This is a genomic window from Desulfovibrio sp. 86, assembly GCF_902702915.1.
GTDB lineage: Bacteria > Desulfobacterota > Desulfovibrionia > Desulfovibrionales > Desulfovibrionaceae > Desulfovibrio.
This window is the reverse complement of record NZ_LR738849.1, coordinates 1916406-1931077: the sequence shown is the minus strand read 5'-3', so window position 1 is coordinate 1931077 and position 14672 is coordinate 1916406. Positions and strand designations below refer to the sequence as shown.

General features: G+C 52.2%; 9 protein-coding genes and 2 tRNA genes. 5 read left to right on the top strand and 6 right to left on the bottom strand.

The features are described 5' to 3' along the window. Nucleotides 1-3 precede the first annotated feature (3 nt). Nucleotides 4-1575, top strand: a complete 1572-nt coding sequence (locus DESU86_RS07930) for an ABC transporter permease (protein WP_179980558.1) — start codon at nucleotides 4-6, stop codon at nucleotides 1573-1575. Between the two features lie 400 nt (nucleotides 1576-1975). Here DESU86_RS07930 and DESU86_RS07925 read toward each other — a convergent pair. Continuing rightward, nucleotides 1976-3210 (bottom strand): IS3 family transposase gene (locus DESU86_RS07925; protein ID WP_179980557.1). Its coding sequence is split into 2 segments (ribosomal slippage): nucleotides 1976-2853 and nucleotides 2853-3210, totalling 1236 coding nucleotides; the frame shifts between segments, so codons are not numbered across the junction. Nucleotides 3211-3253: 43 nt separating this feature from the next. Here DESU86_RS07925 and DESU86_RS07920 point away from each other — a divergent pair. After that, nucleotides 3254-3454: an integrase core domain-containing protein gene (locus DESU86_RS07920; RefSeq protein ID WP_442873481.1), complete on the top strand. Its 201-nt coding sequence runs from the start codon at nucleotides 3254-3256 to the stop codon at nucleotides 3452-3454. A 151-nt stretch (nucleotides 3455-3605) separates the two neighbouring features. Here DESU86_RS07920 and DESU86_RS07915 read toward each other — a convergent pair whose 3' ends face one another. The 4 genes from DESU86_RS07915 to DESU86_RS07900 all read right to left on the bottom strand — a co-directional run bounded on the left by DESU86_RS07915 (nucleotide 3606) and on the right by DESU86_RS07900 (nucleotide 7967). Beyond that, a complete protein-coding gene (locus DESU86_RS07915; RefSeq protein WP_179980555.1) occupies nucleotides 3606-5279 on the bottom strand; it encodes an ADP-ribosylglycohydrolase family protein in 1674 nt (557 codons plus the stop codon). After that, nucleotides 5276-5908, bottom strand: coding sequence for a DarT ssDNA thymidine ADP-ribosyltransferase family protein (locus DESU86_RS07910; protein ID WP_179980554.1), 633 nt, complete (start codon nucleotides 5906-5908; stop codon nucleotides 5276-5278). The genes DESU86_RS07915 and DESU86_RS07910 overlap by 4 nt, the downstream gene beginning before the upstream one ends. Then, a complete protein-coding gene (locus DESU86_RS07905; RefSeq protein ID WP_179980553.1) occupies nucleotides 5905-7302 on the bottom strand; it encodes a 3'-5' exonuclease in 1398 nt (465 codons plus the stop codon). Before DESU86_RS07905 ends, DESU86_RS07910 begins: the two co-directional genes overlap by 4 nt. Nucleotides 7303-7872: 570 nt before the next feature. Further along, nucleotides 7873-7967 (bottom strand) — tRNA-Ser (locus DESU86_RS07900). 735 nt (nucleotides 7968-8702) lie between these two features. Here DESU86_RS07900 and DESU86_RS07895 point away from each other — a divergent pair. Further along, on the top strand, nucleotides 8703-10451 hold the full coding sequence (locus DESU86_RS07895) for a glutamine--tRNA ligase/YqeY domain fusion protein (protein WP_179980552.1): 1749 nt from the start codon (nucleotides 8703-8705) through the stop codon (nucleotides 10449-10451). 180 nt (nucleotides 10452-10631) lie between these two features. Next, nucleotides 10632-10707, top strand: a tRNA-Lys gene (locus DESU86_RS07890). Between the two features lie 290 nt (nucleotides 10708-10997). Here DESU86_RS07890 and DESU86_RS07885 read toward each other — a convergent pair. Next, nucleotides 10998-14354, bottom strand: a complete 3357-nt coding sequence (locus DESU86_RS07885) for a hypothetical protein (RefSeq protein WP_179980551.1) — start codon at nucleotides 14352-14354, stop codon at nucleotides 10998-11000. On the opposite strand from DESU86_RS07885, the gene DESU86_RS07880 reads away from it, so the two are divergent. Then, nucleotides 14355-14558: a hypothetical protein gene (locus tag DESU86_RS07880; RefSeq protein WP_179980550.1), complete on the top strand. Its 204-nt coding sequence runs from the start codon at nucleotides 14355-14357 to the stop codon at nucleotides 14556-14558. The last annotated feature ends 114 nt before the right edge of the window (nucleotides 14559-14672 follow it).

Below are 14672 nucleotides of genomic sequence, written 5' to 3'. Positions count from 1 at the left end.
CCCATGTACGCCATTTTTCAGGCCAGCTTGCTTGATCCCGACACGGGGGTGTTTACGTGGAATAACTACGCCAGCGTTTTCAGTACCCCCTTTTACCGGCGCTGCCTGGTCAACAGCCTGTTCATGAGCGGCCTTTCCACGGTATTCAGCGTGCTTATCGGCGTGCCCTTTGCCTTTTTTACCACGCGTTACAGGCTGCCCGGAGCAACCACGCTGCGCACGCTGGCCACGCTGCCCCTTATTTTACCGACCTTCATCGGCGCAGAAGCGTGGCTGCTTTTGCTTGGCCGCAACGGCATCGTCACCCGTCAGCTTGCAGAACTGGGCCTGCATATCCCCAGTATTTACGGCTGGCAGGGCGTTGTGCTGGTTTTTACCCTTCAGTTTTTTCCCTTTGTGTTTCTGATGGTTTCTGCGGCCATCAATTCTGTGGACAGGTCACTGGAAGAAGCCGCCCGCAACCTTGGGGCTTCCCCATGGCGGGTTTTTCGCACAGTGACGCTGCCGGTGGTTACCCCAGCCATTGCGTCCGGCGCATTGATAGTTTTTTGCATGTCTATTGAAAACTTTGGCGTGCCAACAATTATCGGAAATGATTATAAGGTCTTGGCAGAGCAGGCCTACAGCGAGTTTGTCAGCGAGATGGGGGGCAACCCCTCAATGGCAGGCACGTTGAGCACGGTTTTGGTGGTGGTGACCCTGGTTCTGACCGTATTGCAAAAAGTGTGGGTAGAGCGAAAAAATTATGCCATGTCGGCACTACGGCCCCCGGAGGTCAAGACCCTGTCGCCCCTGGGCAAAAAGCTTGCCTGGGCGTTCTGCGCCGGTATTGTTTTTATCTCGCTGGCGCCGTTTGCCGTAGTTATGGTGGCTGCTGTTACCAAAACAAACGGCCCGGTCATGTACTATGGGCAGTTTACGCTCGATAACCTGCTGATTGCCCTTCAGGTGGCCCCGCGCCCCATTCTTAACTCGTTTTTTCTGTCCACAACGGCCACGGTTATCGGCATGGTGTTTGGCCTGGCCGTGAGCTATCTGGTGGTGCGCAAAGGGGGAGTGGCTGGCTATGTTCTTGATCTGGCCATGATGCTGCCGCTGGTTATTGCCGGTTCTGTGTTGGGCATTGCGCTGGCAGCGTCATATAACAAAGGGCCAGTGGTGCTCACCGGCACATGGATGATCATTGTGCTGGCATATTTTATCCGCAAGACGCCGTTTTCCGTCAAAACAACATCGGCCCTGCTGCACCAGATTGAAGTGTCGGTAGAAGAAGCTTCCATCAGCCTGGGTGTGCCGCCGTTTGCGACGTTTCTCAAGGTAGTGGTGCCTTCCATGCTGCCTGGGGTGGTGGCCGGGGCCATTATCATGTGGGTTACAACGCTGGCGGAGCTTAGCTCTACCATCGTGCTGTACTATGGCCCGTGGAGCACGATGACTGTGCAGGTTTTTCAGTACATTGGCAGCGGAGATTTTGGCCCTGCCTCTGCCTACGGGGCTATTTTGATAGTTTCCGTACTGGTTCCGCTGTTTTTGCTGAGCAAGTTTTTGGGCCGAGATCTGACCACCGCGCTGTAGCGGTGCACGCAGATTCAAGACATTTGCGTTGGCTACGGATGCCCCGTTTATGGGAGCCTTGCAGAGCCGTCCCGCACCATGGTGTGGGGCGGCTTTGCAAATAGTCGGAGGTCGCGCCATTCGGGTTCCATGCCTTTCGGCACTATTTTGCCGTCAGTCTGGTCAAATCGCAGAAGACAGACATAAGACATACAGCAGCTTTTGGGCCACCAGAGGCCCACCACAACGGATATTTACCTGCGGAGCGTTGCCCCCACAACCTTGATCGCTTGGCCGGGGGCATTGAAGGTGTGGTTCAGTCTGTAGCTACCCACAAGTAGAAGGCTGAAGTAGAAGGGTAGAGTTTACTGTGACCCAGTGGATAAAGGGGGCAGTATCGCTTTGCATGGAGTTGCCCCTGCTAAACCGGACACTCCAAGATTTGCAATGAACGGATAAACTCACGAGGCGAGAGCATCCGCAGGGCCTTGTGCGGGGCATTTTCATTATAGTCTTCGAACCAGCAAGGGAGTAGCGCCATCACAGTTTCGGCATCCGGTCGATCATTGCAGAAGACGTAATCCCTTTTGAATGTTTTGACGAGAGCTTCAGCCATACCGTTACTTTGGGGGCTGCGAACTGGAGTAAACTTGCTGACGATGCCCAACGCGGCGGCCAACGTTATTGTTTCTCTTGCCGTGTAGCAGGAGCCGTTGTCGGAGAGCCATTCAACTGGCTGCAATGTTTTGACATCCCCAAACCGTTTTTCAACGCATGCCAGCATGACGCTTTGCGCCATGTCAGCACTGTACCCGCCAGTGGTGGCGGCATAGGCCATAACTTCTCGGTCGCAAGTATCCAGGGCAAAAATGACGCGCACCCGCTCACCGTTGTCGCAGGCAATCTCAAACCCGTCAGAGCACCAACGCTGATTTCTTTGTGGTGTGGAAACTTTGCCCGTGTGTGCTTTGTCAGGTTGGCTGCCAGTAAACCATGCCAGCAACAGGTTATTTTGCCTCATTATCCTGTACACACGTTTATGGTTGACCGGAGTGCGCCCATCGGCAACCAGTTGCCGATTAAGCAGTCGCTGGATACGCCGATAGCCGTAGGTCTGGCGTCCGCCCAAAAGTTCGACGATCAGCGGTAGAAGGAATGTGTCTTCTGCTTTGCTGTATCGTTCCGGGCGAGGCCGTGGGCTGCGGCTACGTTCATAGGTGTTGGATCGGGACACCGCCAGGGCGTCTGTGACCTGTTTCACTGGAAATCCTCCACGCCGGACAATGGCAGCCGCGAGATAAGTTTTTTTTCGCGGCCAATGCGAACAGCTTCTTTGAGGATTTCCACTTCCAGTGTTTTGTTGCCAAGGACGCGTTCCAACTGACGGATTCGCTTTTTCAGGGCCTTTACTTCGGCAACGCTGACAACCTCGTCATTGGCTTCAATGGCTGTTTTGCCGCCTTCACTCATCTGCTTTCTCCAGCAGTAAAGCAAATTGGGAGCAACGCCATACGTTCGTGCCACCAGAGAAACCGACTGACCTGGGGCCATGCTGGCCTCTATCAGGCGAACTTTCTCGCCGACAGACCAACGGCGACGGGGCGTTATGTTTACTATCTCCACCGTTGAACTTGTTTTAGCACTAGTTCCAGACATAGTTCCAGCACCTCCTCCTTAGTTAGAGGGGTGTCCAGTCGAAATGGGGGCTACTCCAAATCAGAACGTGTTTCTGTCCCTGCACGATGCCCGCAGAACAGTCGAAGCCTGGCGGCAGGATTACAACCAACGGCGACCGCACAGTTCCTTGGGCTGGCTGGCACCGGAAGAATTTCGCGCAAAGAATATAACCTGCAACCCATTGGGAACCACTAACTTACGAGTGGTATACGCAGTGGGGTAAGGTCATTTGGGCGCAAACCTGCCAAGCTACCATTAGCCACCTTGGCGGCTAAAAAGAGACTTGCACTTGTCTTTATTTTCCCGCTTCCTTTGAATATAATTCTCATAGAAAAGAATATACTAGACAGAAAATCTACCAAATACATCTTCCATTACGGGTGCTTAATGCCATTTTGCTTTTTATATAAAAGAGAAATAAATTCAGATAGATAAAAATAATCACGATATTTGCTACTTAAATAAAAATAAGCATGACCAATATCCTCTGGAGGAAATCCCTTTTTTTCGATAGCTGCTACAAGCCGAAAAATATCTTCCATCGCGGCATCACTTGAGGATTTTTCCTTGTGCTTGTTTACAATCATATTATCAAGTAAGAATGCTTGATTTATCTGCTTGCTTGGTTGCGCTCGGGTTGTGGCGTCATGGGAAGATTGGCGTGCAGTGTGCGTTTTTGTAGGTTCAACAGCCATGTATCTTCCATCTGCAGGCTGAAAGTCGACAACACAGCCGTCTCGTCGACGCTTAGCAAGTATCGTCTGCCCGAAAGCTAGCTTCCCCCATTGCCATGTTGTTGTGTTGTTGTGGTATTCTCTCCCAAAGAAGTCTATTTTGGCCAATCCATCTACATAAAAATCTTCACCATAACGAGCAGTGATATCGAGCGTTGCTCGAGGTGATTTCCAAGAAAGAAGGCTCGGATAGACAAAGCTCTCTGCCAAACTGCCTCTAGCGATGCGCGCTAATCTCTTTGCTTCTCTCTCTATATAATCTTTATCTTGGATCGGAAGTAGCGGTTCATCCGCCACAGTAGCTCCGATTAGCGCACCAGCCATAGTGGCAATTGTATCAGTATCGCTTCCAAATAAAGAAGATACAGAACGTAGGCAATCAACCGGGGCTTCATCTTTGAAAAGCAAAGCCGCTGCCGATGCTAATACCGATGTTTTTACGGCTGAACCAATTTCTCTACCGCCAACGGCTTGAATAGACTTAGCAAAAGAATAATACCGTTCCGTCGGTGAGCCATCTTTATGCTGGAGAAACACTTTAAAATATGTTTTGAACTCATCTACTACTTCTGAAACTTGTGCAGCAAAGTCATCCTTACTCTGCATTTGCCATTGTGGAATCCAGATACTGGTCAGAAAGAAATCCTTCTCAATTATTGAGGGAATGCCTTTGAGAAATGGGAGCGTTTCATTCCAAAATGGCTGGGAAAGAGGTTCTTTGTTGGCCAGCGTCATTGCCAGACAAATTGCGTGAAATGCTGCCCCCAAAATTCCTCTAGCATGTCCATGGGTTATTATGGAATTGGATACAACGTCTGACAGGTAGAGGTGGGGATGTTGCCAGTCGGGAGCTGACCAAACATGGGGCTGGATGCGCATAGCCGCACCATTACCACCGCCCTTACAGTAGTTACTATTTTTATTATTAAAGAAATTGCTATTCCAATTTACATTAGCCTTAACCAAATTTTCTGCGGCGGAAGTACTTCCAACCCCAGCGCCAAGAGCATAGGAACGCCATACGGGGAGTTCAATTTTAGCAAAGGCTTCTTTTTGAAAAACACCCTCAGAATTTATTGATCGACTAACAGCAAGTCGGAGTTGGGTATCGTCCGAGTAAGTTCCAGGGGTGAATTCTACATGGCATCCATAAGGGCCACCAATTTTTCGCCGCCAAGAGGACTTGCCCCACTCATCTGTTCTGCCATTCAACCGATGAGCAAACGTAGATTCATCACCAAGCTCAGTGACGTATCCAAGGGCATCCCCAAGGGCAGCCCATACTGAAGAATTTATAATTTGCTGTTCGCTCATTTCAAAAAGTGCTCCGGCGAGATCATGACATCGTAGGCGCAATGGCATGCAGTGAGTTGTCCGTTCACCAACCGAAAGCCTGCGTCGTCTGGGACATGAATTCTTTTTAGATATTCAAAGGATAATGCCCCTGGGTATAGAACCTCAGCCTGGTTATCCGTCGGACAATTTAAAGGGCGGTCATTAAATCTTGAAAGCCACCCTGTGCGAACTCTATCGTTTTTTATTCGTGAAGCAAAGAGAGCCGCAAGCCCCCTTCCACCTTCGTGTCTCACAACGTCTGGGTACATGTTGTTCGTGGTGGCAAAAAATACACCTTCATGAGTCAAGATGTCTGCTGAAAATTCGAGGACGGCCCAAAAAGCATCCGGATGTTTTTTAAATGAACAGCCGAAAAAAAACCTATTCACTTCTGAAATGGATAAACTATTGTAGTTGAACCATTCAGTGTCTACTCTTGTCGGAGAATTGTACTTAATAATATACTCAAGGTGCTTGGTTTCTGCCAATTGTGCGCGAGGAAGCAGCTGAGGAAATGGCGCTGCCAACATCCCTAATAGACCATCAGAGGTCGTAAAATGTAAAACGTCAGTAACTCCTCTATCCTCTATAATATCACGCGTCGTCATACACTGATCCTTTGTAGAGTACCAATATCAATAGCATTAAAATAATGGCTCTCTTCGCCGGGTTTTTCTCCTAAAGTGACTGTATGCCTTGCCCTACCAATTGCCATTGCCAATAGACGTCTGTCTCGATGCTCATGTTCTTGGGCAGAATCAGAATATTGAGGAAATAACTGCTCGTTTATTCCAGGCATGAACACATGATCAAATTCGAGCCCTTTTGCGGAATGCATAGTAGAGATAACAAGATTGATATTTTCCTCAGGCCAGGAGTCTTCACAAGTAATCGAAGCAAACTCAAATCCAGCCAATCTGATCCTTCTCTTTACCTCAGAATCCCAATTACTTGACCTTAACAAAACTGCACAGCTTTCACCTGCAGCTAGATGACACCTTATCCTGTCTATTATATAATCCATCTGGTGTGAAAAGTTGCCCCTCAAAAGAACAGGTAGCCCCCCTGTTCGCATAGTATAATGGCGCACAGGAAGCACGCCATCTTCGTCAATTGTGACATTTGACAATATCTCTGCCGCGAGGGAAGCAATTTCTTGTGTGTTTCTAAAATTTGCAGATAGAGTGACCGGTGTATGCCTACGCGCATCTATCCCGCATTCCATCCATGTAAATCCATTGAGGTAAATTTTTTGAGCGGTATCAATAACACAGATCAATGAAGAGTCTTCTGCTAATGAATTAACAATGGCTCTGTATTGATTAGCCGTAAAGTCTTGCCCTTCATCAACAACAATTATGTCATATGATAAATGTGAAACGGTATTTGCATGCCAAGCAACATCTTCCCAATCTTGCCGAGAATGGATATTTTTCCATTCTGTGTACCGGCTAATATATTCGTTTACAAGGATAGCCCGAGCATTAGAGTCAACTGCAGGATTAGCACCTCTTCCATGTCTCCTTGCATCAATATAAGAATTCAGATTGTTGTGGGGAAATCTTTTTAAAATATAACTCATTTCCTCAGCGATAAAATCAGGAGAGTAATCTGAGCTTAATGGCAATTGAGCATAGTTCATATTTATAAATTCAAGAGCACTACAAATATTAAGCCTAGAGATATTACATGCATTCATAGCCCAACGGGCAAATGTTCCAACTGTTAAGTGAATTTGTGTTGAACGTGGCAGAATAGGAAAACGAGAGTTCTGCAGCATCGCCTCAATGTATCCTTTCAGCGTTCTATTATATGATAGAATGAGAATATTGATACAACTTTTATAGGTAGCCATGTATCCTGTCGCAAAAACTAGTTTATAAAGAGCTGTTAACGTTTTTCCGCTACCTGCTGCCCCTTTAATAATTTCTACAGGACGCAATGGTCTTTGCAATATAATTAACTGTTCTGGAGAAGGTCTTGGCGGCAGTTCTATTCGCATATAGAAGGCTCACTTCGGTTATCGTGCTAAATTAATTCTGAAAATTGTCCAAGAGTATAATTTCTAATCAATCTGTGAATTCTTATAATATAGTAAGGACGTTTATACAATATTTGATGATTAATAAAAAAGAGTTGAAGCCTCTCTTTATTAGCGTTGCTGCGGCCTATTCCGATTCGGCATAGCCGTCATTATCCCCATTCCGCCAATTGTGCCTCACCCCCTAAAAATGGAGTATTGCTAAGGGCAGCTAACTTCTCCGTCATCATTGCTAAGCCAATTACTACAACAACTCGGCCAAGACCAATCAAGGCTAGATTGAAGGCCCATCGCGTTTTTGTGAACGTGCAATAAATAATGAACAACCTCATTGCAACCCAAATACCTTTTCAAACGCACCGCCTCGCCCACAAAGAATACCTTCTGCAAGCGCTGTTTTTTTCGTAAAACATTAATACAAAGTATGGACAACGGTATGGATACGGCCGTGTACTCGCTAAAAACATACCTTTTTTGAACGCAAAAACCGCCAAGTTATCATCAGATAACTTGGCGGTTTTACTTGCTATGTGGCGGAGAGGGAGAGATTTGAACTCTCGATACAGGTTTAAGCCCGTATACTCGCTTAGCAGGCGAGCTCCTTCGGCCGACTCGGACACCTCTCCGCTTTTGGGCGCAGTGCGCCCCGAATGCAGAAGTGCAAGCTAGCTTAGGTTGGCATGGCTGTCAAGCGTGCGGAGATTTTTGTTCTTTTGCTCACGGCCTGTCGCAACGCCTTGTCATGCTGCACTGTCGAGGTTGCCAGAAACACAGCACCCAACAGCAGAAAACGGCATCTTTGCGAAGCAGGTGCCGGCCTTTCGTGATTGCCACAGTCACGGCGGTCAGCAACAGAAAATCTATCCTCGCAAACCTGCCTACGGCCGCCGTGCAACGCCCCGGCTGCCAACAGCACAAATCAGTATCCCTGCAGTGGGCCACGCCCATCCCTGCAAAGCAGGCTGCGGCCCTCGTGTAGCCCCGGCTGCCTGCATCAACAGAAAACAGCATCCCTGCGAAGCAAGCTGCAACCGCCGTGTAACGCCCCGGCTGCCACCAGCACAAACCAGCATCACAGAAAGGCAAACTGCAACCGCCGTGTAACGCCCCGGCTGCCTGCATCAACAAAAAACGGCATCCCTGCAGTGGGCCACGCCACCTCGACCGCCACGACGGCTGCAACAGAAACCAACATTTGTGCAATACAGCCAAATTTGTGCAATACAGCCAAGCCGCTTCGTGACGACCGCCCCGGACGCCCCCCGGACGCCCCGGCTGCCCGCATACGCACGATTGACCCCTGCCCCGGCTTGGCGTAGCTTTACAGTTTACATTATCGCCAGGAAGTAATGGAGCGCATCATGGCCCCCGAGACAAAAAACATGACCCCCACCGCCGACCCCCACTGCACCAATGCCACGGACGCGGCGGCGGACACCGCCAACAAGCCCGGCGTGGACTTCATTCGTGCCCGCATCATTGAAGACAATGCCACAGGCCGCTATAACGGCAGGGTTCATACGCGCTTTCCTCCCGAGCCCAATGGCTATCTGCACCTTGGGCACGCCAAGTCCATCTGTCTGAACTTCGGCGTTGCCAAAGAGTTCAACGGATTGTGCAACCTGCGCTTTGACGACACCAATCCCACGAAAGAAGAGCAGGAATACGTCGATTCCATTCGCGAGGACGTGCGCTGGCTTGGCGGCGACTGGCAGGACAGGGAATTTTACGCCTCCAATTATTTTGAGCAACTCTACGCATACGCCGAACAGCTCATCACAATGGGCAAGGCCTATGTGGACGATCTTTCTGCGGAAGAAATCCGTGAGTACCGGGGCACGCTGACCGAGCCGGGGCGCGAAAGTCCCTGGCGCAACCGCAGCGCGGAAGAAAACCTCGACCTGTTCCGCCGTATGCGCGCGGGCGAATTTGCCGATGGCGAGCGCGTGCTGCGCGCCAAGATTGACATGGCTTCGCCCAACCTTGTCATGCGCGATCCCACGCTGTACCGCATCCGCCATGCCGCGCACCACCGCACGGGCGACACGTGGTGCATCTACCCCATGTACGACTACACGCACTGTCTGTCGGACTCCATCGAGGGCATCACCCATTCGCTCTGCACCCTGGAATTCATCAACAACCGCGAACTGTACGACTGGGTGCTGGAAACGCTTGGCGCATACCGCCCGCAGCAGATTGAATTCGCCCGTCTCAATGTCACCTACACCGTCCTTTCCAAGCGCAAGCTCATCCAGCTTGTGAAGGAAGGACACGTTCGCGGCTGGGACGACCCCCGCATGCCCACGCTCTGCGGCCTGCGCCGCCGGGGCGTGCCTGCCGAAGCCCTGCGCGAGTTCTGCTCCCGCATTGGCATGGCGCGGGCCGACTCCACGGTGGAATACTCCATGCTGGAATTCTGCGTGCGTGAGCACCTCAACGCCCATGCGGCGCGCGTCATGGCCGTGCTTGATCCCGTCAAGGTGGTCATTGAAAACTACCCCGAAGGACAGGTGGAAGAGTTCGACATGCCCTACCACCCCGAGGATGAGAGCTACGGCAGCCGCAAGGTTCCCTTTGCGCGCGAACTGTACATCGAGCGGGACGATTTCCGCATGGAGCCGCCCAAGAAATACCACCGCCTGGCCCCCGGCGCGGAGGTACGTCTGCGCTATGCCTATTTCATCACCTGCCGCGAGGCCATTCTGGACGAGGCAGGCAACGTGATCGAACTGCGCTGCGTGTACGACCCCGAAAGTCGCGGCGGCCAAAGCCCGGATGGCCGCAAGGTCAAGGGAACCATCCACTGGGTGTCGGCCCGGCACGCCATTCCGGCGGAAGTGCGCCTGTACGATCAGCTCTTTGCCGCTGAAAATCCCAATGCAACCCCCGAAGGCCAGACGTTTCTGGATTATATCAACCCGCAGTCCCTCACTGTTGTCAAGGCATTGCTGGAGCCTGCCCTGGCGAACCTGCCCGTGGGCGAAAAGGTTCAGTTCGAGCGTCTGGGGTATTTCTGCAAGGATAAGGACAGCACGGATGCCCGCCCGGTCTTCAACCGCACGGCGACGCTGCGCGACACCTGGGCCAAACAGGAAAAAAAGGGCTAGCAAGGGCAATCCGCGCCATATGGACAACGGGGCTGCCCGAAATAGGGCACAGCGCCATGCGTAACCCACTTAAATAACAAGAGAACGCCAGCGATTACAGCCTGGAACGTCACGGCGCGTCAGATACGCATTTTGTCACTTGACAGCCAAAACACCAGTATATATAGTGCGCGTCTCAATGGGTCGTTAACTCAGCAGGTAGAGTATCTGCCTTTTAAGCAGAGAGTCGCAGGTTCGAACCCCGCACGACCCACCATAAAAAATCAAGCGGCCAGCCTCACAAGGGCTGGCCGCTTTTTTATTGCGGATACGTTCCGGATACGTTTTGGATACGTTCCTTGCCCCTGATAAAACAGGCGGCTGACTCCAGTGGAGCCAGCCGCCTTTCTTTTGCATGGTGCGAACTTTTTCGAAGCCACGCCAGGCAGCCTTCTCAAAACCTTTTTGTCCGCTACGAAGGTGCCAGCGCAGTTTATCTGTGCGGTCAAGCACAGTAGCCAGCGTGCCTTAAACTTTGGGAATAGACAGTCTCAAAGGTAACATGCTCTAGTATGTCGTCATTTCCCTTACGGCGTTGTCCGTGGCCTCCTGATTGGAATCCATCACAGTGGGGGCGCTGACGACTTCCTGCTCCAAATGTGCGTATTCTTCAGTAGTTACGACAGCATCAGAAACATGTTCGCCGGAGCCGCCCTGAACAATAATTTCGCTCATATCGGTCAGGGCCACTTCGTGCAGGTCTGAGCCCGATTCAACATACCAGAGGCCGTGCTCGCCATTTTCCGCCAGGTGCTGGTCAGTGCCAGCAAACAGGCTATCAAGGCTCTCATCCCCAAGGGTCAAAGCGATCTCACCCTGAACCCCGGCGTTGCCTCCTCCGCTTTCTCCACTGCCAAGGTGGCCGTTATGCAGGGGCGCGTCCCCCTCATATGCGGACGTGTCCACGTGCGCGTCTACGCCAGGGGCATTTAAAAAGGCAAAAAGCGGCTGTGCCGGTTCCACCTCATGTTCGCCCGCAACCAAACCTGGCTGCGCGATGTCGTCAGGCACAAGAATATCCGCATGCAGCGCAGCAGTGTCCGGTTGCGCGCTGGCGGCAGCTACAGCTACCTGACTGTCATCGCCTGCCATATGAACCGAACCATCATGAGCGGCGGGCGGTGTCTCCTGCGTGCTGGCGTCATGCCCGATTGCGGCATGCTGGGCGTCCTGCGTCGCGCTGTCAGTATGCCCGACTGCGGCATGCTGCGCATCCTGCGTGCTGACGTCATATCCGGCTGCGGCATGCCCGACTGCGGCATGCTGCGCATCCTGCGTGCTGGCGTCATGTCCCGCTGCGTCATGCTGGGCGTCCTGCGTATGATGTTCTGCGTCTGTTTCCGCAAACGAAGCCGCAAAACCGGAGTCGTGCCCTGGCAAAAGGTTTATAAGTTCCGGAGGAACAATGGTACCACCCTCTGCACTGTGGATTGCTTCCAAAACCCCTTCAAAGGTTGTCATAAAGTCAGCAGGCAAGTCGGCAGGATTCAGACCGACAAAACTGATGCCCCTCAGACCGCCTGCAATGAGCGGATCAGCGCCAATGGCCGTGATCCAATCCCCATAGCGGGCGACAAAGCTTTCAGCGTCGGGCGCTTGAAGTACCAGGGTATAGGTCCCCCATGAAGTCACTTTCAGGCTGCCCGCCTCAACCGCACCGTTGAGAGTAAGGGTATCCTTGCCGCTGCCCAGGTAGATTTCATTGCCGGGGCCGCTGCCAGCCGAAGGATTGAGGCTTCTGACAGCGCCGTTGATGGTCACGCTGTCATTGCCAGCGCCTGTGGTGATAATATTCTTTCCGCCATTGTCGCTCAGCATGGCTATGCCCTGCCCGTCGTTGGCAGTCAGGGTGACGCTGTCCGTGCCATTCGCCTGGGAATGGCCCGTGATGCGGTTTACGCCGCGGCGGTACTCGTACACGGCCCACATGGCAATGGCTTTTTCAGCGGTATTGGCCGATGCGGTGATGGTCACGGTGAGGGGCGAGTTGATGGTGGACTCTATCGTGTTTGCGTCGTCATAATTTGCATACATGCCGCATCCGCTGTCAGCACCGGAACCTGACACTTTCACCTCGCCGCTGTCGGTTGTGATAGTGTTGTGGATACCTGTTATGCCATAGCCAACGGTTGTACCCGCGCCCGACACAGTCACGGCGCCGCTGCCGGTTGTGATAGTGTTGTGCTCACCCATTATGCCATAGCCAACGGTTGTACTCTCGCCAGACACAGTCACGGCGCCGCTGCCGGTGGTAATAGCATTCGTGCTTTCGCTGCTCCCCCTGCAATACATACCCGCGCCAATCACGGAGCCCTTGCCGGTAACGGTCACAGAGCCGCTGTCAGTGGTGATAGTGTTGTTACCGACTTCGAAGATACCCATGCCGGTGCCTTGGCTGTTGGTATCGCTGGTAGCGGTCGCATTGCCGGTTACGGTCACATCGCCACTCTTTGTGGTGATGCTGTTTATGCCTTCGAAACCGCTATAGATTCCATAGCTATAGACATCGCTGGTGCCAGCGGCAGTGGCGGCAACCGTCACATCCCCGCTGTCGGTATTGATGCTGTTGCTGCATTTGGCATCGCCATTGATGCCGTAGCTAGAAACGTTGTTAGAGCCAGCGGCAGCGGCGGTAAGCTTCACATCCCCACTGTCGGCCTTGATGCTGCTGTTGCCGTAGCTACCGCAAAAGATGGCGCTGCTATTGACTCCGCTAGATTCAGAACGATTAGTGCTGGTAATAGTCACATCACCGCTAGTGGCGATGTTGTTGGCCCCATACGTAAACGCGTTCAACCCGTTACCACTTATTGCCGTGATGTCCACGGTGCCGCCGCTGATGTCATTCTTGCCGTTATAGCTGGTTACGCCATCACCAGAGGAATTATGGATGTAGACCGAGCCCTTGCCCATAGCAATGACATTCTCGGTTTCGAGGTCCGGTATAACACGACCGCCCTGCACAGCAACACTGCCTGCCACCTGAAGCGCGCCGTTGGCAGAAATGATCTGCGTGCTGGAACCCGATGTGGTGTTCGCAACACCGGCGTTCAGGGTGATGGTATTGGTGTCGTCAGCCATATGCGCGCGGTCACCCGAACCGCTGGCGTAGATGGAACTGCCGCCGGCCACGTTATCGTTCAGGATGATTTCATCATTCCGCGAGGAAGATATGATGGAATAAACCCCGCTGTTATGCTGACCCTGATGGAATTCACCTATATTTTCAGCATTATGTTCGACGCTCTGTCTGTCATACTCTATGGAATCAAAATTCTGGGTGCTCGTGCCCACAAGCTCCACGTTGTATTCAAAAGTGCCGCCTGAAACCCGGTCAGCAACCTTTACATGAACCAGGTCCACCAGGTTTTTATCTGTCAGGCCAAGACGCTGCAGTTCAGCCGCGCCATCCGGGGTGAGAGAAAATTTCAGCCGGCCAGTGGAGCTGTCAACGTTGATATCTACCCACGAGGCTGACCACCCCTCAGGCACGGAAACCGTGACAGCGTACCGGGCATCGGGCGCTGAACCACCAAAATCAATGTCGTTGGGGGGAACGGCTAGAGGGGCCACGCCATTGCCGCCAAAAAACACGGGAGTGGATACGGAATCGCCAGGATCGCCGGGGGAATAGAGCACAGCGCGCACAAAGGCTACCTCAGCAGCCGGCGGTAGTTCGGGGTCTGCCGAACCCGAACCATGGTCAGCAGGCCCATGGCCAGCAGACCCATGGCCAGCAGCCAGAGCGGAATCAAACTGTATGCCGCTATCCGCTGCAGTTGCTTTTTCCTGCGCTGAGGCATTCAGACCATTCAGGTGGTCCAACCCACCCATCAGGCTGGAGTCGCCGTCTGTCTGAATCACGTGCGCATTACGCGTCTCATGTTCAGGCACTGCTCCCGGCATCAGATCTGGCCCGAAAGTAGTAAAAAAATTCGTGCCGGACATCAGCCTGCCATCAACTTCAAACTCGGGGATAAAATCCGCGCGATAATCGACATAAAAATCGACAAGCCGAATGACCGCACCGTCGTCAAACGTAAAAATCAGTGCGTTATCATCGCGTGACAACCTAACGCCCTCAGTCGGAAAGCCAAGCGTAATTTTATCACTTGCAGCAGGGTGCAGGGTAAGTGTCTGACCTGGGCCAGGGCGTAAAATTTGATCAAGGGGCATGGTCGC